This is a genomic window from Pseudonocardia sp. GCM10023141 (genome assembly GCF_042653605.1).
This window is the reverse complement of the sequence record NZ_JBHSIR010000022.1, coordinates 50,082-72,056: the sequence shown is the minus strand read 5'-3', so window position 1 is coordinate 72,056 and position 21,975 is coordinate 50,082. Positions and strand designations below refer to the sequence as shown.

The 21,975-nt window shown below is 72.6% G+C and carries 24 protein-coding genes; 11 read left to right on the top strand and 13 right to left on the bottom strand.

All coding sequences use genetic code 11. From position 1 onward, the window contains the following. Positions 1 to 89 precede the first annotated feature (89 nt). The 3 genes from ACFPFQ_RS11665 (at position 90) to ACFPFQ_RS11655 (ending at position 3,018) form a co-directional block, all read left to right on the top strand. Positions 90 to 512: a pyridoxamine 5'-phosphate oxidase family protein gene (locus ACFPFQ_RS11665; protein ID WP_379617759.1), complete on the top strand. Its 423-nt coding sequence runs from the start codon at positions 90 to 92 to the stop codon at positions 510 to 512. Positions 513 to 1,102: 590 nt separating this feature from the next. Further along, complete coding sequence (locus ACFPFQ_RS11660) at positions 1,103 to 1,822, top strand: DUF222 domain-containing protein (protein ID WP_379617757.1); 720 nt, start codon at positions 1,103 to 1,105, stop codon at positions 1,820 to 1,822. A 683-nt stretch (positions 1,823 to 2,505) separates the two neighbouring features. Beyond that, a complete protein-coding gene (locus ACFPFQ_RS11655; protein WP_379617753.1) occupies positions 2,506 to 3,018 on the top strand; it encodes a mycothiol transferase in 513 nt (170 codons plus the stop codon). A 12-nt stretch (positions 3,019 to 3,030) separates the two neighbouring features. Here ACFPFQ_RS11655 and ACFPFQ_RS11650 read toward each other — a convergent pair whose 3' ends face one another. Together ACFPFQ_RS11650 and ACFPFQ_RS11645 are read right to left on the bottom strand one after the other, a co-directional pair. Continuing rightward, positions 3,031 to 4,071 carry a zinc-binding dehydrogenase gene (locus tag ACFPFQ_RS11650; RefSeq protein ID WP_379617842.1) on the bottom strand — a complete coding sequence of 347 codons (1,041 nt, stop codon included), beginning with the start codon at positions 4,069 to 4,071 and terminating at the stop codon, positions 3,031 to 3,033. A gap of 46 nt (positions 4,072 to 4,117) precedes the next feature. After that, a complete protein-coding gene (locus ACFPFQ_RS11645) occupies positions 4,118 to 4,720 on the bottom strand; it encodes a TIGR03086 family metal-binding protein (protein WP_379617751.1) in 603 nt (200 codons plus the stop codon). 51 nt (positions 4,721 to 4,771) lie between these two features. Between ACFPFQ_RS11645 and ACFPFQ_RS11640 the strand changes: the two genes are divergently transcribed. Next, positions 4,772 to 5,197, top strand: coding sequence for a MarR family winged helix-turn-helix transcriptional regulator (locus ACFPFQ_RS11640; protein WP_379617749.1), 426 nt, complete (start codon positions 4,772 to 4,774; stop codon positions 5,195 to 5,197). 16 nt (positions 5,198 to 5,213) lie between these two features. On the opposite strand, the gene ACFPFQ_RS11635 is transcribed toward ACFPFQ_RS11640, so the two are convergent. Then, the gene (locus ACFPFQ_RS11635) at positions 5,214 to 6,173 is read right to left on the bottom strand and encodes a helix-turn-helix transcriptional regulator (protein ID WP_379617841.1); all 960 of its coding nucleotides are present in this window, start codon (positions 6,171 to 6,173) and stop codon (positions 5,214 to 5,216) included. Between the two features lie 69 nt (positions 6,174 to 6,242). Here ACFPFQ_RS11635 and ACFPFQ_RS11630 point away from each other — a divergent pair, with 69 nt between their 5' ends. After that, the gene (locus ACFPFQ_RS11630) at positions 6,243 to 6,818 is read left to right on the top strand and encodes a DinB family protein (protein WP_379617747.1); all 576 of its coding nucleotides are present in this window, start codon (positions 6,243 to 6,245) and stop codon (positions 6,816 to 6,818) included. Continuing rightward, positions 6,815 to 7,276 (top strand): VOC family protein, encoded by a 462-nt coding sequence (locus ACFPFQ_RS11625; RefSeq protein WP_379617745.1) that lies wholly within the window; start codon positions 6,815 to 6,817, stop codon positions 7,274 to 7,276. Before ACFPFQ_RS11630 ends, ACFPFQ_RS11625 begins: the two co-directional genes overlap by 4 nt. A gap of 62 nt (positions 7,277 to 7,338) precedes the next feature. Here ACFPFQ_RS11625 and ACFPFQ_RS11620 read toward each other — a convergent pair whose 3' ends face one another. Next, entirely contained in the window at positions 7,339 to 8,187 is an 849-nt protein-coding gene (locus ACFPFQ_RS11620) for an alpha/beta fold hydrolase (RefSeq protein WP_379617743.1), read from the bottom strand. Positions 8,188 to 8,238: 51 nt separating this feature from the next. Between ACFPFQ_RS11620 and ACFPFQ_RS11615 the strand changes: the two genes are divergently transcribed. Continuing rightward, a complete protein-coding gene (locus ACFPFQ_RS11615) occupies positions 8,239 to 8,868 on the top strand; it encodes a TetR/AcrR family transcriptional regulator (protein WP_379617741.1) in 630 nt (209 codons plus the stop codon). A 4-nt stretch (positions 8,869 to 8,872) separates the two neighbouring features. Here the strand turns inward: ACFPFQ_RS11615 and ACFPFQ_RS11610 are convergent, their stop codons facing one another. Continuing rightward, positions 8,873 to 9,241 (bottom strand): hypothetical protein, encoded by a 369-nt coding sequence (locus ACFPFQ_RS11610; protein ID WP_379617739.1) that lies wholly within the window; start codon positions 9,239 to 9,241, stop codon positions 8,873 to 8,875. Between the two features lie 50 nt (positions 9,242 to 9,291). Between ACFPFQ_RS11610 and ligD the strand changes: the two genes are divergently transcribed. Further along, a complete protein-coding gene (gene ligD, locus ACFPFQ_RS11605) occupies positions 9,292 to 10,278 on the top strand; it encodes a non-homologous end-joining DNA ligase (RefSeq protein WP_379617737.1) in 987 nt (328 codons plus the stop codon). A gap of 30 nt (positions 10,279 to 10,308) precedes the next feature. Here ligD and ACFPFQ_RS11600 read toward each other — a convergent pair whose 3' ends face one another. Next, the gene (locus ACFPFQ_RS11600) at positions 10,309 to 11,727 is read right to left on the bottom strand and encodes a PLP-dependent aminotransferase family protein (RefSeq protein WP_379617735.1); all 1,419 of its coding nucleotides are present in this window, start codon (positions 11,725 to 11,727) and stop codon (positions 10,309 to 10,311) included. A gap of 125 nt (positions 11,728 to 11,852) precedes the next feature. Here ACFPFQ_RS11600 and ACFPFQ_RS11595 point away from each other — a divergent pair, with 125 nt between their 5' ends. Next, positions 11,853 to 12,743, top strand: a complete 891-nt coding sequence (locus ACFPFQ_RS11595; protein WP_379617733.1) for a DMT family transporter — start codon at positions 11,853 to 11,855, stop codon at positions 12,741 to 12,743. A 17-nt stretch (positions 12,744 to 12,760) separates the two neighbouring features. Continuing rightward, positions 12,761 to 13,276, top strand: coding sequence for an orotate phosphoribosyltransferase (gene pyrE, locus ACFPFQ_RS11590; RefSeq protein WP_379617731.1), 516 nt, complete (start codon positions 12,761 to 12,763; stop codon positions 13,274 to 13,276). 42 nt (positions 13,277 to 13,318) lie between these two features. On the opposite strand, the gene ACFPFQ_RS11585 is transcribed toward pyrE, so the two are convergent. The 4 genes from ACFPFQ_RS11585 to ACFPFQ_RS11570 are packed head-to-tail and all read right to left on the bottom strand — an operon-like array spanning position 13,319 to position 17,635. Continuing rightward, positions 13,319 to 13,957 carry a TetR/AcrR family transcriptional regulator gene (locus ACFPFQ_RS11585; RefSeq protein WP_379617729.1) on the bottom strand — a complete coding sequence of 213 codons (639 nt, stop codon included), beginning with the start codon at positions 13,955 to 13,957 and terminating at the stop codon, positions 13,319 to 13,321. Continuing rightward, on the bottom strand, positions 13,954 to 15,009 hold the full coding sequence (locus ACFPFQ_RS11580; protein ID WP_379617727.1) for a PDR/VanB family oxidoreductase: 1,056 nt from the start codon (positions 15,007 to 15,009) through the stop codon (positions 13,954 to 13,956). Before ACFPFQ_RS11580 ends, ACFPFQ_RS11585 begins: the two co-directional genes overlap by 4 nt. Next, positions 15,006 to 15,899 (bottom strand): metal-dependent hydrolase, encoded by an 894-nt coding sequence (locus tag ACFPFQ_RS11575; protein ID WP_379617725.1) that lies wholly within the window; start codon positions 15,897 to 15,899, stop codon positions 15,006 to 15,008. The genes ACFPFQ_RS11580 and ACFPFQ_RS11575 overlap by 4 nt, the downstream gene beginning before the upstream one ends. Before the next feature lie 29 nt (positions 15,900 to 15,928). Further along, positions 15,929 to 17,635, bottom strand: coding sequence for an SDR family oxidoreductase (locus ACFPFQ_RS11570; protein WP_379617724.1), 1,707 nt, complete (start codon positions 17,633 to 17,635; stop codon positions 15,929 to 15,931). 203 nt (positions 17,636 to 17,838) lie between these two features. On the opposite strand from ACFPFQ_RS11570, the gene ACFPFQ_RS11565 reads away from it, so the two are divergent. Then, positions 17,839 to 18,105, top strand: coding sequence for a hypothetical protein (locus ACFPFQ_RS11565; protein WP_379617722.1), 267 nt, complete (start codon positions 17,839 to 17,841; stop codon positions 18,103 to 18,105). 197 nt (positions 18,106 to 18,302) lie between these two features. On the opposite strand, the gene ACFPFQ_RS11560 is transcribed toward ACFPFQ_RS11565, so the two are convergent. Genes ACFPFQ_RS11560 through paaZ form a run of 3 tightly spaced genes read right to left on the bottom strand, consistent with a single transcriptional unit; the run spans position 18,303 to position 21,963 of the window. Then, positions 18,303 to 18,608 carry a hypothetical protein gene (locus ACFPFQ_RS11560; RefSeq protein WP_379617720.1) on the bottom strand — a complete coding sequence of 102 codons (306 nt, stop codon included), beginning with the start codon at positions 18,606 to 18,608 and terminating at the stop codon, positions 18,303 to 18,305. After that, positions 18,605 to 19,936, bottom strand: coding sequence for a phenylacetate--CoA ligase PaaK (gene paaK, locus ACFPFQ_RS11555; RefSeq protein ID WP_379617719.1), 1,332 nt, complete (start codon positions 19,934 to 19,936; stop codon positions 18,605 to 18,607). Before paaK ends, ACFPFQ_RS11560 begins: the two co-directional genes overlap by 4 nt. Next, positions 19,936 to 21,963, bottom strand: coding sequence for a phenylacetic acid degradation bifunctional protein PaaZ (gene paaZ / locus ACFPFQ_RS11550; RefSeq protein WP_379617717.1), 2,028 nt, complete (start codon positions 21,961 to 21,963; stop codon positions 19,936 to 19,938). The genes paaK and paaZ overlap by 1 nt, the downstream gene beginning before the upstream one ends. Between the last annotated feature and the right edge of the window lie 12 nt (positions 21,964 to 21,975).

Below are 21,975 nucleotides of genomic sequence, written 5' to 3'. Positions count from 1 at the left end.
CTGCGGACTCCCCGGCTCAGCACCATTGCCGCCGTGATCGGGCAGGCCCACCTCACCATCCGGCAAGGCCCGGAGGGCAGGATCGGGGCATGGCTGCAGAGTTCACCGCGACCGACCGCGAGTTCCTCACCCGCACCCGGGTCGGCTACCTGACCACGACACCCGCCCAGCCCTCGACGTTCCCCTCACCGCGGCCGGTGTGGTTCGAGCTCACCGACGCCGGCACCATCGAGCTGTTCTCCCTGGCGAGCTCACCGAAGGTGCGCAGCGTGGCCCGCGTGCCGCGGGCGTCGCTGGTGGCGGGCAACAACATGGGGGAACGGGAGTACTGGGTGGCCGTCGTCGGGAAGACGACGGTCGTCGCCGAGGGCGCGGTCGAGCTGGCGGCCCGGCTGGGGGCGCGGTACTGGGATCTCAGCGATCCCGAGCGCAAGGCCACGCTGCAGTCGATGCTGGACGGGGAGCTGGTGAAGATCGTGATCGAGCCGGAGACGGTGAAGCGGTACGGGTGAGGCGGCCCGGCTTCGTGCCGCCTCGCCGGCGGGGCAGGTCTCGGGGAGGACACGCAGGTCCCTGGTGCGCGCGCTCGGGTTCTCTTGCCCGGCAGGGCTCTCTGGAAGCCGGGCAAGGTGTTGCCTGTGGGGCCGGTCGGTGCAGGTCTGCGCGCGAGTCGGGACGGATGGACCCGCGAGTTGGGCTCGTGTGTGCGCGGGGCGGCTGATCTCGCCATTTCGACACGGTGATTTCGCGATTCCGGCACGGCGATGGTGCGCGATGGCGTGTCGGATCGGCGAAATCGGCCGCGGGCCGGATGCGGCCAGGTGGGGGCGCCTCAGCTTCTCCGCCGGTCAGGTCGGGCTGGGGTTTCGTATCCCGGCTTCGGCGCTGTCTCGTCGGCGGGAGAACACTCTGCAGCCTCGCCCGGTAGGGCACCGCGCAGAGCGGGTCAAGCGTTGCCGCGGGGCGCGTCGGTGTAGCTCAGCGCACGGGTCGGGACAGATGGACCCGCGAGCCAGGGGGCCGGCGAAGCAACTCTCAAGATCTTTTGCCAAACCCCGCCAGAAGGCCCGGAAGTGTCGGTGCTCGCACGTATGTTCGAGCCGTGAAGGATCCGGTTCGGCCCTGGGAACGGGCGGCAGCCCTGCCGCCCGGGCCGGAGCTGGCCGTGGTCCTCGCCGCGATGGTGTGGAGCGAGATCCCCAACGCCCACATCGGTGACGTGGTCGCCGCGCGGGCTCGGCAGCGGGCGCATGACGCCGCGGAGATGTTGATCGGGATGGTGCACCTCGCCCGCTCCACGCCGCTCGATGAGCTCGGCGACGCCGAGGTCGGGCGCGCCGGGACCTCGTATGCGTGGGGGTCATCGGAGATCGCCGCCCTGCTGACCTTGACCCCGACCGCCGCCGATCGGGAGCTCGGCTTGGCCGAACACCTCCACGATCACCTGCCAGTGGTGTTGGCGGCCTTTCGGGCTGGGCGGATCGACCGGAGCAAGGCGTGGATGTTCTGCGAGTACCTCGATCCCGCTGAGTTGTCGGCGGCGCAGATCGCTGTGGTGTGCGAGCGGTTGGTGCCGGGTGCGTCGGGCTGGACGACGCGGCAGCTGGCGAACCGGTTGTGGCGCGCGATCCTGGCCATCGACCCCGCCTATCAGCGGCGGAAGTGTCGGGGTGCGGTGGAGAAGCGGGGTGTGTCGTGTCATCTGGGCCGCGGCGCAAGGGGTGCCCGGGAACGCTCGGCCAGATCAGTGCCGATCTCTATTTGGGCATGCTCGACGGGCGGTTCCAAGGCCTCACCGAAGCGCAGATCATCGACGCCCTGATCGGCGACACCGAGTTGGTCCGTCAAGGGGTCGAGGTCCACGTCGGGCTGCCGACCTTGATGGGGCGTGATGAGTGGCCCGGGGAGATCGCCGGTGTCGGGCCGGTCTCCGCCGAGGTCGCTCGTGCTGCGGTGGCGCGGCAGTATCGGGGTGGGTCGTGGGAGATCGCGATCGTCGACGACAACGGGCACCTGCTCCACGGTGGGTACTTGCGTTCACGGCCGAAGGCCGGTGGTGGCCGGGCGCGCGGTGGGGTCGTGCAGATCCACCCGCCTGCCACCGCCACCGCCCCGACAAAGATCGCGGCTGGACACTCACCCAGCCGACACCGGGACGGTTCGTCTGGACCAGCCCGCTCGGCAGGACCTACACCACCCGCGGCGAACCCCTCCGCCACGACCTTCCCGAACCCCAACCCGCCGAACACGAGGAGTCCGCCGTCGCCCGCCACGTGGATCTACGGATCCTCTGGCAACCACCAGCGCCGCCACAGCGGCCACCACCGGCTCGGGCGAAGCAGGACACCGACACCGGGCCGCCACCCTTCTGAACCGGTTCCGCACCTGCGGGCTGGAGGATGGTCCGCGGCATTTGGGCGTGTCACGGGCAATGACAGCCTGCTGTCCCAGTCCTGGGAGTTCCCGGAGGGGCGCCCACGGCCCTGATCCGGCAGAGTCATCACCATGAACGCGATCGATCTTCTCGTCGACAGTGTCGGCAGGGTGCAGGAGAACGTCCACACCGTCGTGAACGGCCTGGGCCAGGAGCAGCTCGGCCACCGGCTCGATCCGGAGGCCAACTCCATCGCGTGGCTGGTGTGGCACCTCACGCGCGTGCAGGACGACCACGTCGCCGAGGTCGCGGGGCACGAGCAGGTGTGGACGGCGCAGGGGTGGGTGGAACGGTTCGCGCTCCCGTTCGGCCCGCGGGCCACCGGCTACGGGCAGGGCAGTGCCGAGATCGCCGCGCTGGGCGCGGTGTCGGGGGAGCTGCTCACCGGCTACTACGACGCCGTGCATGCCAGCACCGTCGAATACCTGCGCACCCTCACCGACGACGACCTCGACCGCGTTGTCGACACGCGGTGGGACCCGCCCGTCACCCTGGGCGTGCGGCTCGTCAGCGTCATCGACGACGATGCGCAGCACGCCGGGCAGGCGAGCTTCGTCCGCGGCATCCTGGAGCGCCGCGCCTGACCCCGTGCCGGGTCAGGGCACCAGGATCAGCCGGATCGGGTCGCCCTCCTTGTGCTCGAGCTGTTCCACCGCCGCGGCGGCGTCGGCCAGCGGGATGTGTGCGCTGATCGACGGCCCGAGGTCGAGCCGTCCGCTTCCGGCCAGCCGGATCAGGTCCTCGACGTGGGAGGCGCCCGAGCCGTAGTGGCCGCGCAGGACGTTGCCCTTGAAGCTGAACAGGGTGCCGTTGGCCACGGTGATCGGCTCGGCGGTCAGCCCGACGAGCACCAGCTGGCCGCCCGGCGCGAGCACGGTGGCGGCCTGGTTGCGCACGGCCGCGACGCCGGCGAAGTCGAAGGCGGCGTCGATGCCGCGCCCGCCCGTGGCCGCGGCGACGGCTGTGGCGAACCCGGGGTCGGTGGGGTCGAGCGCCACGTCGGCGCCGGCGGCCAGTGCCCGCTCCCGGGCCCCGGGCAGCGGGTCGACGGCGATGATCGGCGCCGCACCGGCGAGGCGGGCCACGCGGACGCCGTGGACGCCGAGCCCGCCGACACCCCAGATCCCGACCGACTGCGCCGGCCGGACGCCCGCGGTCACCACGATCGCCGCGTACGGGGTGGACACCGCGTCCGGGATGATCGACGCCTGGTCGAACGGCAGCGTGTCGGGGATCGCGACGAGCGTGTCGTGGCGGGCCAGGGCGAACTCGGCCCACCCGCCGTCGTAGTCGACGCCGCGGGTGCGGATCTGCTGGCACGGCGAGCGGTGACGCACGCAGTTGGCGCACTGCCCGCAGGTCTGGCCCGCCTGCAGCGCCACCCGCGTGCCCGGTGCCCAGCCGGCGGGCACCGCCGATCCGACGGTGTGCACGACACCCGCCACCTCGTGGCCCAGCGTCACCACCCCCGCGGTGTTGAACGACGGGCGCAGCGTGCCGTCGATGAGGTGCACGTCCGACAGGCAGACACCCGCCGCCTGCACCGCGATGAGCACCTCGTCGGGACCGGGCTCCGGGACCGGCACCTCCTCGACGGCGAAGCGGCGGTCATCGAGGTGGAGGCGTCCGGCCAGCATCGAGGTCACACTCCCGATCCTGCCCCGCCGAAGATCCTCGTGCCAGCTACCGCGCCTGCCGGCCCAGCAGGGCGAGCGTCGTGGTCCAGTCGTCGGTCGTGGTCGGGTCGTCGGTGGCGGGCACCGCGTGGGCGAACGCCGCCCCCGGTCGCTCGCGGTCCGCACCGTCGGGGATCTGGCGGGCGATGCCCAGCGACGCGGCGAGCTGGTCGTCGTCGGGGCGGTAGGCCATTCCGATCGTCGTGGCGACGTCCCAGTTGTGGATCACCGTGTCGACGAGCTGGAACATCGCCACCATCGTCAGCGGGAACGGCTGCTCCGCGCTGATCTCGACGAGGCGCACCTGCTGGTCGGGCGCGGCGGCGGTGAACGCCGCGGTCAGCCGGTCGGCGGACCGGGTCCAGTCCCCGATGATGTCGTCGGGATCGGGTGGCAGGGGAGCGAAGGACTCGACGGGCGCGTCGCCGTCGGCGATGGCGGCGGCGAAGCCGTGATTCTGGCCGATCATGTGCGCGAGCAGGGCGCGCAGGTCCCAGTCGGTGCAGGGTGTCGGGAGCGTCAGGTCGGCGGGTCGCACGGCGGCGACGATCCGGTGGGCGTCGACGAGGGCACGCAGGTGCAGGGGGCGCAGATCAGTAATCGTAGTCATAGGTAGACGATCTACGAAGGTAGACGATATGTCAAGGGGTAGGATCTCCCGGTGGACGAGCCGGACCGCGATCTCGGGGCGATGCTGTACGCGCTGACCCGCGCGGTGCTCGACGCGGAGATCCCGGTGCTGCGCGCCCACGACGTCGAGATGTGGGATTACGCGGTGCTGAGCGGTCTGGAGCGCGGCGCCGCGTCCACCCAGTCCGAGCTCGCGGCGAGCGTCGGCCGCGACAAGACCCGGCTCATCCCGATCCTCGATCGGCTCGAGGCGCGCGGGTTGCTGCGGCGCACACCGGACCCCGCCGACCGCCGCAACAAGGTCGTCGCGCTGACCGCGCCGGGGCGCGCCGTGCTCGCCGGGTGCCGTGCCGCGATCCGGGGCATGGAGGACGACCTGCTGGCCGACCTCGACGACGCCGAGCAGCGCGCCCTGCGTGCCACGCTCGCCAAGCTGATGCGGGCCTGGGCACCCTGAACGGGGTGGCCGCGGCTCAGGTCCCCGCGGCCAGCAGCCGCTCGGCCAGCACCCGGCAACGCTGTGCGAGGTCGGGCGGCGCCAGCACGTCGAAGGCGTGGCCCAGCATGGCCATGTGCAGCAGCACACCGTCGAGGTTGTCGGCGCCGGCGAGCACCTCGCAGCGCTCGTCGGCGCGCGGCCGGACGACCGCAGCGGACGCCGGGATCTGGGCACGCACCGTGGCGGCGGGCGCGTGCACGAGGAAGCGTGCCTGCCGCGCGTAGACCCGGCTCGCCACCCCTTCCTGGACGTACGTCGCGGCGTCGGGCGCGGCGCGCGGGCGGAAGCGCCAGGATCGCGGTGCCGCGGCGGTGATCCGGTCGACGCGGAAGCTGCGCCAGTCGGCCCGGTCGAGGTCGTAGGCCAGCAGGTACCAGCGCCGGTCGGAGGCGACCAGCCGGTAGGGCTCGACGCGCCGCCGTCGCACCTCGCCGCCGGACGGGTAGTCGAAGCCGGCCTCGACCTCGTCGCGGCAGGCCCTGGCCAGTGTCATGAGCATGTCGGGGTCGACGGGGGTGCGGCCACCACCGAAGGACTCGACGGATCCGGCGAGCGCCTGGACCTCGTGCCGCAGCCGGGTGGGCAGCACCCGGTCGAGTTTGGTCAGTGCCCGGAGCGCGGCATCGCCCGCGCCCGCGACCGCGCCACCCGCGCCGGCGAGCAGGGAGACCGCGGTGGCGATCGCCTCCTCGTCGTCGAGGAGCAGCGGCGGCAGGTCCTGCCCCGCCCCGAGCTGGTAGCCGCCACCGACACCCTGGCTGGCGTGGACCGGGTAGCCGAGCGTCCGGAGCCGCTCGACGTCGCGGCGCACCGTGCGCGCCGTGACGCCGAGCCGGTCGGCCAGCTCGGGTCCGGTCCAGACCTGGCGCTGCTGCAGCAGCCCGAGCAGGGTGAGCACCCGCTCCGTCGTCCCCCGGTCGGCACCGCTCGTCACGTCCACGTCACCCACTCTGCCGCAGATAGCGGAGCGATACTGTCCGCTATCGGTGCCAGGGTGGTTCCCATGACCGAACACGACATCGACTGGAACCGGGCGCTGCGCGAGCAGTGGGAGTTCCAGTGGAGCTACCTGATCCGGGCCCGGCTGGAGGGCCTCACCGACGACGAGTACTTCTGGTCGCCGGTGCCGGACGCCTGGAGCGTGCGGCCGCGCGGCAGTTCGACAGCGCCCGTGCAGGCCGGCACGGGTGACTTCACGGTGGACTTCGCGTTCCCGGCGCCGGACCCCGCACCCTTCACCACGATCGCGTGGCGGCTCGGTCACGTCATCGTGGGCGTGCTGGCCGTGCGCAACGCGGCGCACTTCGGTGCGCCGGCCGCGTCGTACGAGACCTGGGAGTACGCCGGCAGCGCGAAGGCGGCACTGGAGCAGCTCGAGACCCAGCTCGACGTCTGGCTCGCCGGGGTGCGCGGCCTTGGTACCGCCGGGCTGCTGGTCCGGGTCGGCGACGAGGAGCCCTTCCCCGAGGCCCCGATGGCCGACCTGGTGCTGCACATCCACCGCGAGCTGATCCACCACCTGTCCGAGGTCTGCCTGCTGCGCGATCTCTACCTGCACTCGAACGGAGCCACCCGATGAGCCGTCAGATCCAGGTCACCTTCGACGCCCACGACCCGCAGGCGCTCTCGACGTTCTGGCGTGACGTGCTCGGCTACGTCCACCCCGGACCGCCCGGCGTGGTGGTGCCCGCCGGTGCCGACCCGCTGGCCGCGTGGGACGAGTTCCTCGCGCGGATCGGCGTGCCGCCGGAGCAGCGCAACACGCGGTCGGCCATCGAGGATCCGGACGGACCCGGCCCGCGGCTGTTCTTCCAGCAGGTTCCCGAGGACAAGATCGCCAAGAACCGGGTGCACCTCGACGTACGGGCCGCTCCCGGCCTGCAGGGGGAGGAGCGGATGGCGGCGCTGGAGGCGGAGTGCCTCCGGCTCGTCGCGCTCGGCGCCACCCGGGTGCACCGCGAGGAGCCCGCTCCGCCGATGAGCGGCGGCCACATCGTGATGACCGACCCCGAGGGCAACGAGTTCTGCCTCGACTGAGGCCTACCCTTTTGCGGCCCACCCTTTTGCGGCCCACCCTTTTGCGGCCCACCCTTAGCCGCCTACCCTGCGAACCCCGCAACCAGCTCGGCGAGTGCTGCCGGGCTGCGCAGCGGTAGCAGGTGGTTGTCGCCCTCGATCGTCGCGATGCGGGCGTCGGGCAGCATCCCCGCGAGATGGGCGACGAGCCGGTGGGTCGGTGCCGGGCTCTCCCCGCCCTGCACCAGCAGCACGGGCTGCGTGACGCGTGCCGCGGTCGCGGCGTCGAACGTCCACATGTTGGCCGCGCGCACCTCGTCGGCGAAGAAGAACCGGGAGTCCTGCTCGGCGCGGGTCACGGCGTCGGCCCCCAGCGCCGCCGCGAGGACGCTGCGGTGCTCGGGCCCGCAGACCCCGCCCATGAACGCGTCGTACGCGCTCGCGATGTCGCCCGCGGCGAAGGCGCCCATGGCCGCGCCGATGACGGGACCGAGCGTCGCGTGCAGGACGTCCAGGTCGGCGGGGTCGGCGAGGCTGTCGACCAGCGGCGGCTCGGACAGGATGAGCGCGGCGACCAGGTCCGGCCGGTCCAGCGCCAGCTGCAGCACGATCTCCGTGCTGGAGGAGTGCCCGGCGACGTGGGCGTCGCACACGCCCAGCGCGTCCAGCACGGCGGCGGCGTGCGCCGCGTGATCGGCCATCGACAGCGGGCGCGACGGTGCGGGACCCGCGGTGTAGCCGGCCCGCAGCACGCGGATCACGCGGTGGCCGTCGAGCGCCGGCTCGGTGGCCAGGGGTGCGAACCACGAGCCGAAGACCCCGGCGTGCAGGAGCAGCAACGGCGTGCCGGTGCCGCCGGAGTCGGTGTAGGCGACCTGGTCGCCGTCGACGTCGAGCACGGTCATGGCCTGGTCGTCGGTGATCGTGCCCATGACGGTATCCCCGTTTCGCTGTAGTTGAACTCTAGAGTTAGACTCCAGCGAATGAGCGGTGCTGTCAAGCCTCCGACCGGACGGACTGCCCAGGCCAGGGCCACCCGCAGGCGCATCGTCGATGCGGCCGCCGAGCTCTTCGTCGCGAGCGGGTACGGGAACACGACGCTCGAACAGATCGCCGAGCGCGCGGGCGTCGCGGTGCAGACCGTCTACTTCCACTTCCGCAACAAGCGCACCGTGCTCAAGGAAGCGGTCGACATCGCGGCGGTCGGCGACGACGAGCCGGTGGCGCTGCTGGACCGGCCGTGGATCGAGCAGGTCGTCGCGGAGCCCGATTCGCGGCGCTCCATCGCACTCTGGGTGCGCAGTGGCCGCGAGATCTACGCGCGGATCGCGCCGATCATGAGCGTGGTGCGCGACGCCGCGGTGGTCGACCCCGACATGGCTGCGCAGTGGGCCACCAACCAGGAACAGCGCGCCACCGCGATGCGCGTGCTCGTGCAGCTGTTCGCCGACCGGGGCGCGCTCAAGCCCGGGATGTCGGTGGACGAGGCCACCGACATCGTACTGGCGCTCAACAGCATCGAGGTCTACCTGATCCTCGCCGCGCGCGGCTGGAGCGGCGAGCGGTGGGAGCGCTGGATGGCCGGCACGCTGGCCGACGCGCTACTGGCCTGACGCGTTACTGGCCTGGCGCGCCGTGCCCGCCACCGAGGATCCCGCGCTCGACGCTCGCCCATGTTCCGGCCAGCTTGGACAGCGGATCCACCAGCTGTTCCAGCACCGCGAGCTGCTCGTCGAACGCGATGAGCTGGGCCTGCAGGGCGGCGATCGTGCTGCGCTGGGCCGTGATCGCCGAGGTGAGGCTCGACATCTGCGCCGCCGACAGCGCACCCGGCCGGGTGATCCCGGGCAGCCCGCCGGCGGCCTGGCCCAGCCCGCCCGTCACCTGTCCGGGTAGTTCGGCGAGGCGTCCCAGCAGGGAACGGATCTGTTCGACCATGTCGGGGGACGGCATTCCGCCGCCCGATCCGGCAGTCTGATCGTTCATCGCACACTCCCTCGTCGTGGGCGATCCTGACAGTAGGGCCCGGTGATCTCGTGGAACAGGGGCAGGAGGCGCTTCCCGCGCCGCTCGTGCCGATGCTGGCCACCGCCGGCACCCCACCTGCGGGGCCCGGATGGGCGTTCGAGTTCAAGTGGGACGGCATCCGCGCGGTGATCGGGACCGGGGGGCAGCGGTGGCGTGCCCACAGCCGCAACGGCAACGACGTCAGCGGCGGCTATCCCGAGTTCGACGCGCTGCCGGGCGCCGCGCGCGGGCGGCGGCTGCTGCTCGACGGCGAGATCGTGGCGCTCGACGCGAAGGGCCGTCCCGACTTCGGGCTGCTGCAGCACCGCATGCATGTGCGCGGGCCGGCCCCCGAGCTGCGCGCGGCGGTCCCGGTGCTGTTCTACGCCTTCGACCTGCTCGTCCTCGACGACGAGCCGCTGCTCGCGAAGGAGTACGTGGCCCGCCGGGCGTTGCTCGACAGCCTCGATCTGGAGAGCGCTGGACCGCTGGTGCGGGTGCCGCCCAGCGTCGACGGGGTCACGGGCCAGCAGTTGCTGGCCGTCGCCCGCCAGCACGGCCTGGAGGGCATCGTCGCGAAGCGCCGGGCTGCGCGCTACGAACCGGGCCGCCGGTCGCCGGCCTGGGTCAAGACCGCGCTCGTGCTGACGCAGGAGGTGGTGATCGGGGGCTGGCGGCGCGGCAAGGGCCGCCGGGCGGGCGGGCTCGGGTCACTGCTGCTGGGCGCCTATGACGACGCCGGGGCGTTGCGCTACATCGGTGACGTCGGCACCGGGTTCACCGACCGCGCGCTCGACGCGTTGCTCCTGCGGCTCGAAGGGCTCGCCGCACCGACCACGCCCTTCAGCGACATCCTGGCGGCGGAGGCGTCCGGGGCCGTGTGGGTGACGCCGGAGCTCGTGGGGGAGGTCGAGCACCGGACCTGGACCCACGACGGCCACCTGCGCCACGCGGCGTGGCGCGGGCTGCGGCCCGATCGGGAGCCGTCGGAGGTGGTGCGTCCCCCGCTCGGCTGAATGCGGGCCCGGCGTCCGATCGCCGCTGTCTCACCGACCGAAGCACGCCGCCAGCCGCCGCAGGCCCTCGCTGACCCCGTCTTCGTCGATCGCGCCGTAGCCGAGCACCAGCCCCTCCTGCGGCGGTGTCGCGGCGCAATGGTCGGCGAGGCTCTCCACCCCGACGCCCGCCTCGGCCGCGCGGGCGACGACGCGCGGCAGGTCGACGTCGACGCCCGGGCGCAGGCGCGCGCACAGGTGCAGGCCCGCGGCCGACGGCACGGGGGACAGCAGCCCGTCGAGGTGCTCCCTCAGCCCGGCCAGCACCGCCTCGCGGCGAGCGGCGTAGACACGGGTGGCCCTGCGGATGTGGCGACCCAGCAGCCCCTCGTCGATCAGCCCGGCCATGGCCCCCTGCGTCACCGGGTCGCCGTGCAGGTCGCTCAGCCGCTTCGCGGCGCGCAGGGCCGGTTGTAGCGACGCGGGCGCGATGAGGAAGCCCAGCCGCAGCTTCGGCAGCAGCGTCTTGGAGAACGTGCCGATGTAGACGACGCGCCCGCACCGGTCGAGGCTCTGCAACGGTTCCAGCGGGCGGCCGCCGAACCGGTACTCGCTGTCGTAGTCGTCCTCGATGATCGCGGCGCCGGTGCGTTCGGCCCAGCACAGCAGCGCGGTGCGCCGGGCCAGCGACATCGCGGTGCCGAGCGGGAACTGGTGCGACGGCGTGACGTGGACCAGCCGCGCGTCGGCCGGCAGCGCGTCCACCACCAGCCCGTCTGCGTCCACCGGCACACCGATCACCCGCGCTCCGAGCGAGCTGAAGAGCTGCCGCGCGGGCGGGTAGCCGGGTTCCTCGACGGCCACGCAGCCACCCGGCTCGATCAGCACGCGGGCGACGAGGTCGAGCGCCTGCTGCGCGCCGTGGGTGATCAGGACGTCGGCGGGGGCGGCGTTGACCGAGCGGGACACCCCGAGGTGGCGGGCGATCGCCGCGCGCAAGCCCGCGTGGCCCGCGGCGTCGTCGTAGCCCGCGGTGCGCAACGCCGGCCCGTGCAGCTCCCTCGTGACGAGCCGGCGCCAGGTCCGCAGCGGGAACAGGCGCACGTCCGGGATGCCGACGCGGAAGTCGTGGTCGGGTGCGACCGTTGCCGCCGGGGCACTGACATCGGCCCAGAGCGCACGGGGGGCGACGTCGCCGACCGGTGCGGCGCGGGGCCGGGTCGGCGGCAGGGCCTGGGCGCCCACGAACGTGCCGGCCCCGACCCTCGCGACGAGGAAACCCTCGGCCGTGAGCCGGTCGTAGGCCACGGCGACCGTGTTGCGGGAGACGTCGAGCCGCTCGGCGAGCTCGCGCGTGGGCGGAAGTCGCTCGCCCGATCGCAGGCGACCGTCGAGGATGGCGTCGAGCAGCTGGCGGTAGATCCGTGCGGCCAGGTCGCCGCGCCCGGTGAGCTGCACGTGGAACTCCACGGCGTCGCCTCCCCGACCGTGTCGACATTGGCCCAATTAAGGTGACGTTGATTGGAGCTTACATGTGGCCAATCGGGCTTCTAGGTTGAGTGCATGGAGACCCGCACTCATGAACCGGAGTTCTCGTGACCAGACGTGGCTGGGTGCTGTTCACCCTCATGGCATTCCTGTGGGGCATCCCCTACCTGATGATCAAGGTGGCGGTCGAGGGCGTGTCCACGCCCGTGCTGGTGTTCGCGCGCACGGCCGTGGGCGCGGCGATCCTGCTGCCGCTGGCACTGCGCCGCGGCGGGCTGCGCCCGCTGGTGCCGTACTGGCGACCGCTGCTCGCGTTCGCCGTCATCGAGATCGTCGTGCCGTGGTGGCTGCTGGCCGACGCCGAGCGCCACCTCACCAGCTCGCTGACCGGCCTGCTGATCGCCGCGTCCCCGATCGTCGGTGTGGTCGTCGCCCGGCTGACCGGCGCCGGCGAGCAGCTCGGCACGGTGCGCTGGGTCGGTCTGGGTGTCGGGCTGGTCGGGGTCGTCGTGCTGGCCGGACCCGGCCTCACCGGCGGCGACCCGTGGGCGATCGTCGAGGTGCTCGTCGTCGCGGTCTGCTACGCCACGGCGCCGCAGATCGCCGCCCGCAAGCTCGCCGACGTCCCGTCGCTGCCGATGACGGCGGCCTGCCTCGGGTTCGCGGCGCTGGTCTACGCGGTCCCGGCCGGGCTGACGTGGCCCTCGGCGCTCCCGTCGACACCGGTGCTGGCCGCGCTGGCGGGCCTGGCCCTGTTCTGCACGGCGCTGGCGTTCCTCGTGTTCTTCGCACTGATCCGCGAGGTCGGCACCTCCCGCGCGCTGGTCTTCACCTACGTGTGCCCGGCCGTCGCGGTGACGGCAGGGGTGCTGCTCCTGGCCGAGCCGCTGACGGTGGCGATCGTCGTGTCCTTCGTGCTGATCCTCGCCGGATCGGTGCTGGCCACCGCCGCGCGCAAGGCGAAGCAGGAACAGCCCGTGCCGGCGGTGCCCGCCTGACCTGGAACGCTGCAGCCATGGACGCCACCCTCGCCGCCCGTGTCGACGCCACCTGCCGTCTGACCGGATCGTTTCGACTGCGCTCGGGCCAGGTCAGCGCCGAGTACTTCGACAAGTACCGGTTCGAGGCCGACCCGGCCCTGCTGCGCGAGGTGGCCGAGGCGATGGTGGCGCTGCTGCCCGACTGCGACCTGCTGGCCGGGATGGAACTGGGTGGCGTCCCCATCGCCACGATGATGTCGCAGCTCACCGGCCTGCCCACGGCGTTCGTCCGCAAGGAGGCGAAGCCGTACGGCACCGAGCGCCGGACGGAAGGTGCTGCAGTGGCAGGCCGGCGGGTGGTCGTGATCGAGGACGTGGTGACGACGGCAGGCGCGCTGCTCGCCTCGTGCGCGGCGCTGCGGGCCGAGGGTGCGCTGCTCGAGACCGTGGTGTGCGCGATCGACCGGGAGCAGGGCGGGGCGGCCAACCTGCTCGCCGACGGGCTGGTGCTGCGGGCGGCCCTGACACGGACGGCGTTGGCGGCGCGCTGAGCAGGGGCTGCGCATCCGGCCGCGCACGCTCCGCCACCCGCCTCACGTCATGATGGCGGCGCTGCCCTCGTACTGCGCCGTGACGGCGAGCATGGCCGGGAGCTGGGCGGTGAGCCAGTCCAGCAGCTCGTCACGTGACATCATCGGCTGCTGGATCCAGGCCACGGAGCTGCCCTCGGCGAGCGCGACCCAACCGCGCAGCGTGGCCATGACCAGCGGCGACGGGTCGGTCACGCCGCTGCGTTCGATGAGCAGGTCGATGATGTGGTGGCGCACGGAGTCGACGAGGGCGTCGGTGCGGCCGGTCGCGAACACCGAGCCGCTGCGCAGCAGCGCCACGTAGGCCGACGCGTGGCGCTCCACCACGGCCATGAACTCGTCGATGGCGGCGCGCAACTGCTCCACCAGCGTGCCGCCGGGCGGCGCGGTGATGCGGCCGGTCAGCTCCTCGACGACCGAGCCGAGCGCGGCGACGTGCAGCTCGCCCACGTTCGCGAAGTAGCGGTAGAACAGCGCGCGGGAGACGTCGGCGGCACGCGTGACGTCCTCGACGGTGACCTGCTCGGGCGGCAGCCGGTTGTAGAGCTCCAGCGCCGTCTCGATCAGGTGCTCGCGGCGGCGTTCCGGCACCATCCGCCGCGCCGGGCGGCGGGTGGAACCCTCCGGTGAAGAACCCCTCATGCACCCCGTCCCAGCTCGACCACCACGCGGTCGCCTGCGGCCCGCCCCACACACAATGCCATCCGGCCGGGGCCCGCGGTGTCACGCTCCGTCGAACCCGACAGCAACCGGACGTGGCAGGTGCCGCAGAAGCCCTGCTGGCAGGAGTAGGCGATGTCGGGGCGGACGGAGCGGATGGCGTCGAGCGCGCTCCGGTCGGCGGCCACCTCGACCGTCTCGCCGCCGGGGGAGAACTCGACGACGAACGGTCGCCCGCCCAGCACCGGGGGCGGGGAGAAGCGCTCGGAGTGGTAGCCGTGCGACGTCGGGGCGGCCCGGCGAACGGCGTCGATCATCGGTGGCGGCCCGCAGCAGTAGATCGCGGCACCCGCGGGCAGGTCGGCGAGCAGCTCCGCTGCGGTCGCGGGGCCGCCGTGCTCCTCGTCGGAGCGCCGCCGGATCCGCGACTCGTCGAGCCCGGCGAGTGTCTCCAGCAGCGGCAGGGACGCCAGGTCACGGCCGGTGTGCACCAGCCGCCAGTCGGCACCGGCCGCGGCGGCGGCGCGCACCATCGGCGCGATCGGGGTGATCCCGATGCCGCCCGCGAGGAACAGGTAGGCGGGCGCGGAGACGAACGGGAACCCGTTGCGGGGCCCGCGCACCGTCAGCCGGGTGCCCGGCGCCAGCTCGTGGACCTCGCGGGAGCCGCCGGCCCCGCCGTCGATGCGACGCACCGCGATCCGGTAGCAGGAGCGGTCGGACGGGTCGCCGCACAGCGAGTACTGGCGGACGCGTCCCGAGGGCAGCGTCACGTCGAGGTGCGCTCCGGGGCGCCACCCCGGCAGCGGGTCGCCGACGGTGCTGACCAGCCGCAGGCCGACCGCGTCGGTGGCCTCCGCCCGCAGCTCGGCGATCATGACCTTGATGTCGCGGTCGACGCCGGGGGCCGGCCGGCGCCGCCGCCCGCTGCACTCCGCGATCCGGGCGGCCCGCGCGGCCACGGCGTCGACGCGGCGCATCATGGCGTTGGGCTGCACGCCCTCGACGCTGTGCGTGGCCAGTGGGTCCTTCACGCCGCGCCCCGGGCCTCGGCCGCTCGCGCCGCGGGCGAGACGGCCAGGTAGGCCACGGCCAGGTCGGTGGAGCCGTACTGCGACGGGTGGTAGCCCGGCCGCACGTACGCGGCCATCGCCTTGAGCGTGGCCCAGCCGGTGGGCGCCAGCCCGCGTCGCGACGCCCGCAGCATGGCGCGCCAGGTCGGCTTCACGGGCGGGGTGCCGGGCTCGCGCGGGTCGATCGAGAGCAGGAACGCGACGCCCTTGATCCACAGCCGCACCAGCATCGGACCCGCGGTGATCAGGGAGCGGATCCGGCGCAGGTAGCGCCCGTCGAGGTGCATGTACAGGTCGTGCGCGACGGCCCGGTGCTCCACCTCCTCGGCGCCGTGCCAGCGCAGCAGGTCGAGCATCGTCGGGTCGGCTCCCGCGGCGTCCAGGCCGGGAGACTCCAGGATCCACTGGCCGAGGAACGCCGTGACGTGCTCGATGGCGGCCACCACGCCCACCCGCTCGACGAGCCACTCGTGCGCGGCCGCGCCGGTGAGCCCGCGGTCGCCCAGCGCCTTCTGGAACATCCAGGCCACCTGGTCGACGTACGGGCCGGTGTCCATGCCGCGCGTGGTCAGGTGATCGAGCACCGACTGGTGCGACTCGGCGTGCATCGCCTCCTGCCCGATGAACCCGCGGACGTCCTCGGCGAGCTCGGGGTCGCGGATCAGCGGCAGCGCCTCGGAGAACAGCTCGACGAACCAGCGCTCGCCCTCGGGCAGCAGCAGGTGCAGGACGTCGAGCAGGTGCGTGGCGAACGGCTCGTCCGGGATCCAGTGCACCGGCAGCTGCGACCAGTCGAAGGCGACGTCACGGGCGTGCAGCGCGACCTTGTCGGCGTCATCATGTGCGGACATCGGTGTCCCTCCTGTTCGTCGGACCGGGGCTACTTCGGGCCGATCTCGCGCTTCGCGACGGCCCGCACGAGCCCGGGGGTGAGCCGGTAGAGCAGCAGGCTCGCGTGCGCCTCCGGCGTGACCGGCGCGATCGCGATGTCGCGCTCGACGGCCCGCACGATCTGGGTGGCGACCCGGTCGGGGGTGTAGTTGCGGCGGGCGTAGAGCGCGGTGGTGGCCGACTGCCGGCGTTGCTCGGTGGCCTCGTCGGCGCCCACGAACTTCGTGGTGGCCGTGATGTTGGTGTGCACGAAGCCGGGGCAGACGGCCGTGACGCCGATGTTGTGCTCGGCCAGCTCGGCGCGCAGGCACTCCGAGAGCGTGTATACGGCCGACTTCGTGGTGGCGTAGGCCGACAGCGTGCGCTGCGGCGTGAACGCGGCCGCGGAGGCGATGTTGACGATGTGGCCGCCCTCGCCGTGCTCGCGCATCTGCGCGGCGAACAGGCGACACCCGTGGATCACGCCCCACAGGTTGACGTCGATGATCTTCTCCCAGTCGGCGAGCGTGGTGTCGGCGAACGCCCCGGCCATGCCGATCCCGGCGTTGTTGACCACCAGGTCTGGCACGCCGTGCACGGCCGCCACCTGCTCGGCGAACTCGGCCATCGCCGCGCCGTCGCTGACGTCGACCTGGTAGGACGTGGCGCGGGCGCCCAGCGCGCTGGCGAGCTCCGCGGTCTCCTTCGCCGTCGTCGCGTCGCGGTCGGCGGCCACGACCTCGGCGCCGCGGCGGGCGAACGCGAGCACCGTCTCGCGGCCGATGCCGCTGCCGGCGCCGGTCACGACGACGACGCGGTCGGTCCAGCGACCGGTGCCGGCACGGGCCCGGCGCAGCGCGGGGGCCTGCGTGCCCGTCTCGACGTCGGCCACCAGCTCGCGGACGGCGCGCGCCACCACGTCGGGCCGGTTGCGGGGCAGCCAGTGCCCGCCGGGGACCCGGCGCACGAAGAGCGTCTCGACGTGCTGGGCGATGTCGGTCTGCATCGGGGTGGTGACGTAGCCGTCACCCGTCGGGGCGATCACCTGGACGGGAACCGCGGTGCGGCGCCGCCGCGGCGCGGCCAGCCGCGTGGCCATGTTGCGGCGGTAGAGCCCGAGCCCGTTGACGCCGTCGCGCGGGGACGGGGTCGGGATGCCCTCCATGCGCACCATCGCGCGGCCGAACAACCCGGAGCGCCACGCCAGCTCGGGCAGCACCGGCAGCCGGAACGCGGCGATGTACCAGGACGAGCGGGCCTGGCGGGCGATCTCGCGCAGGTTCTTCGGGGTGGGGCGGCGGCGGAACCAGGAACCGACGTGGTCGAGGCACGGCCCGGAGATCGACGTGAACGACGCGACCCGGCCGGTCAGCCGCTCGTCGGTGACGGAGTTCCAGGTCTGGATGGCGCCCCAGTCGTGGCCCAGCAGGTGCACCGGACGGCCCGGGCTGACGGCGTCGATGACGGCGAGCAGATCGTCGGTGAGCTGGTCGAGGTCGTAGCCCGACCGGTGGCGCGGCGCGTCGGACGCACCGGCGCCGCGCACGTCGTAGGTGACGACGTGGTGGTCGACCGCGAGCGCGGTGACGACGTCGTCCCAGACGGTGTGGTCGTCGGGGTAGCCGTGCACGGCGACGACGGTCGGCAGGGCCGGGTCCCCGTGCTCGGTGACGGCGAGCCGCAGACCGTCGGACGTGGTGACGCCACTCTGAGACATGTAGTCATCGTAGAAACCGTGTCAATAGCGTCCGAGGCTGAACCGCTGACCTGGCACGGTGCGTACACCAGGGGTCCACTACGGGGCTTACCCGATGGTGAGGAAAGGGTGGCTCGGATCACATTCGGTCCTCATCGCAGCGATGAGTCCGCTACGGCGCCGCAGTCTCCATCCTGATTGCACACACCGACGAAGGAGAAGTCATGGAGCTCAGGGAGAACGTCTCGCTCACCGGCCGGGACCGCGCGATCCTGCGTGCCGTGGCCGCCGGCACCGCCGAGCTGGCGTGGGGTGTCGAGCCTGATCTGTTCATCGACGGCCGTTGCTGCTGCGACCAGAACGCCGCCCACCGCCTCGCCCGCTGCGGCCTGATCGCCCCCGTCACCGTCTGCGTCGCCGGCCAGCGCGTGGCCGCCAAGGTCACCGACGAGGGCTTCGCGCACCTCGCCCCGGTACTCGTCGCCGCATGATCGCCGCGTCGGTACCGGTAGCGCTTCGCGGGCTCCGCGTGCGCCTCGCAGATGTCGATGCCACTCTGCGGGGCGTACACGAAGCTCGCGAAACGCTTGGCCCGTCCGTCCCGGATTGCAGGAAAGCCACTTTGCCGCAATGACGTTGCGGGAAAGTGGCTTTCCTGCAACGGGGGCCGCGGGCGGTCGAGCAGCCGTCAGCCGTACCGCCCGGCCGCGATCGTCCAGGTGCGCTCGCCCAGGTGGACGAGCAGCTGCTCCGGGCTCGGCACCACGGTCAGTCCGGGCACGGCCACCTCGTCCATCGTGGCGAAGTGCGCCGCCCCCGCGAGGTAGACGTACCCGATCTCGACCGAACCGTCGACGATCCGGAACTGGTTGAGGTCGGCGCACGCCGGGCACGTCCAGCACACCGAGCCCGGGCCGTACGCGTAGGTCGTGCACTCCGCCAGGAACTCGGTGACGGGCACGGCCTGCGCGCAGCCCGGGCAGGGGATCGTCACGTGCCGCGGGTCCGGTAGTCCTTGAGCCGCTGCAGCTTGCCGACGGAGCGCTCCAGCGTCTCGGGCTCCACGATCTCGCAGCCGACGCTGACCCCGACCGTCTCCTTGACCGCGACGACGAGCTCAGAGGCGGCGATCGTGCGCCGCTCGGCGGGCGTGTCGGGACGTGACTCGACCCGCACCGTCAGCGCATCCATCCGGCCCTCGGTGGTGAGCACGATCTGGAAGTGCGGGGAGAGCCCCGGGGTGCGCAGCACGACCTCCTCGATCTGGGTCGGGAAGACGTTCACCCCGCGCAGGATGATCATGTCGTCGCTGCGGCCGGTGATCTTCTGCATCCGTCGCATCCCGGGCCGTGCGGTGCCCGGGAGCAGGCGCGTCAGGTCGCGGGTGCGGTAGCGGATGATCGGCAGCGCCTGCTTGGTGAGCGAGGTGAAAAGCAACTCGCCCTCCTCGCCGTCGCGCAGCGGGACGCCGTCGAGGGGGTCGACCACCTCGGGGTAGAAGTGGTCCTCCCAGATGTGCAGCCCGTCCTTGGTCTCGACGCACTCCTGCGCGACGCCCGGGCCCATCACCTCGGACAGCCCGTAGATGTCGACGGCGTGGATGTCCATGCGCTCCTCGATCTCGAGGCGCATCTGCTCGGTCCACGGCTCGGCGCCGAAGATCCCCACCTGCAGCGACGACGAGCGCGGGTCGACGCCCTGCTTCTCGAACTCGTCGACGATGGTCAACATGTAGCTGGGCGTGACCATGATGACCTCGGGCCGGAAGTCGAGGATCAGCTGGACCTGCCGCGGCGTCATGCCGCCCGAGATCGGGATGGCCGTGGCGCCCAGCTTCTCGATGCCGTAGTGCGCGCCGAGACCGCCCGTGAACAGGCCGTACCCGTAGGCGTTGTGCACCTTGTGCCCGGGGCGCCCGCCCGCGGCCCGGATGGAGCGGGCCATGACGCCTGCCCAGGTGTCGATGTCACGCTCGGTGTAGCCGACCACCGTCGGACGACCGGTGGTGCCCGACGACGCGTGGATGCGCCGCACCTCGTCCTGCGGCACCGCGAACATCCCGAAGGGGTAGTTCTCCCGCAGGTCCGCCTTCGACGTGGTGGGGAACTTCGCGAGGTCGGCGAGCTCCTTGCAGTCGTCGGGGTGCACGCCGGCGGCGTCGAAGCTGCGCCGGTAGTGGCCCACGTTGTCGTAGGCGTGCCGCAGTGTCCACTGCAGACGTTCCAGCTGCAGCGACCGGAGCTGGTCGGCGCTCATCCGTTCCGCGTCGTCGAGCATGTCGACGGGCGGGGCGTCGCCGACGCGGCGGGTGGGAGCGGCCATCACGACTCCTTCTTGGCCACGAGGGTGAGCACGTCGTAGCGGGCCACCGACTCACCGTCCTGGCGCGTGACGTCGGCGTCCCAGCGGACCTCGCCGTAGGCGGCGCTGTCGCGCGGTGTCACCTGCTTGCAGGTGAGCGTGACGGTCAGGGCGTCGCCGAACTTGACGGGGGTGAGGAACCGCAGCCGGTCGACGCCGAAGTTGGCGAGCACGGGGCCGGGATCGGGGTCGACGAACAGGCCCGCGGCGATCGAGACGATCAGGTAGCCGTGGGCGACGCGCTCGCCGAAGAGCGGGTTGGCCGCGGCGGCCTCGGCGTCCATGTGGGCGTAGAACGTGTCGCCGGTGAACTCGGCGAAGTGCTCCACGTCCTCCTGGCTGACGGTGCGCGGGCCGGCGACGATCGTGTCGCCGATCGACAGTTCCTCGAGGTGCTTGCGGAACGGGTGCACGTCGGTGATCGAGCGCTGCGAGCCCGCCACCCAGCGGCCGGTGATCGCCGTGAGCGTGTCGGGGTCACCCTGCACGGCGGTGCGCTGCATGTGGTGCAGTACGCCGCGGATGCCACCCATCTCCTCGCCGCCACCGGCGCGGCCGGGGCCGCCGTGCACGAGCTGCGGCATCGGTGAGCCGTGGCCCGTGGACTCCTTCGCATCGACGCCGTTGAGCACCAGCAGCCGGCCGTGCCACGGCGCGATGCCGAGCACGACGTCGCGGGCGAAGGCGGTGTCACCGGTGACGACGGAACCGGCGAGGCTGCCCTCCCCGCGGGCGGCGTAGTCGATCAGCTGGTCGGTGGAGCTGTAGGGGAGCACGGTGGAGACCGGCCCGAAGGCCTCGACGGCGTGCGGCTCGGCCCGCTCCGGGTCACCGACGATCAGCATGGGGGACAGGAACGCGCCGCGCTCGGCGTCGGCGTCGAGGACGTCGACCTTGTCGGGGTCGCCGAACACGAGCCGTCCGGTGTCGGTGAGCGCCTTGACGCTGCGGCGCACCTCCTCGCGCTGCTCCAGGCTGGCGAGCGCTCCCATCCGGGCGGTGGCCGGGTTGCCGACGGTGATCGTGGCGAGCTTCGCCGAGACCGCCTCGACCACGGCGTCGACGTGCTGGGCGGGCACGAACGCGCGGCGGATCGCCGTGCACTTCTGCCCGGCCTTGACGGTCATCTCCGACACGAGCTGCTTGACGTAGAGGTCGAACTCGGGCGTGCCCGGACCGGCGTCGGGGCCCAGCACCGAGAGGTTGAGTGAGTCGGCCTCCGCGGAGAAGCGCACGCTGTTGGCGACGATGCCCGGGTGCGTGCGCAGCGTCGCGGCGGTGGTGGCGGAGCCGGTGAACGAGACGAGGTCCTGGCCGGTGAGGTGGTCGAACAGGTCGCCGACGCTGCCGGAGATCAGCTGCAGGGTGCCCTCGGGCAGCAGCCCGGAGTCGATGATGAGCTCGACGAGCTTGGCGGTCAGGAACGCCGTCGGGCTCGCGGGCTTGACCACGGTCGGGACGCCCGCGACGAACGCGGGCGCGAACTTCTCCAGCGGCCCCCACACCGGGAAGTTGAACGCGTTGACCTGCACCGCGACCCCGCGCAGCGATGTGGCGATGTGCTGGCCGAGGAACGTGCCGCCGCGGGAGAGCGGTTCGACGTCGCCGTCGACGTAGATCGTGTCGTTGGGGAGCTCGCGCTTGGCCTTCGACGCGTAGGCGGCGAGCACACCGATGCCGCCGTCGACGTCGAACTTCGAGTCGCCGAGTGTGGCGCCCGTCTGCGCCGACACCGCGTAGAGCTCCTCGCGGTGCTCGCGCAGGTGCCCCGCGAGCGCCTTGAGCAGGCCGGCCCGCTGGTGGAACGTGAGCGAGCGCAGTGCCGGGCCGCCGGTGCGACGGCCGTGGTCGAGCACGCCACCCATGTCGATGCCGGCCGACGTGATCCGGGCGATCTCCGCACCGGTGACCGCGTCGTGCAGCGGGCGGCCTTCCTCGGACGGGGCGAACCAGCCGCCGCGAACGTAGCTGCGCAGAACCGATGCCATCAGTGGAGGCCT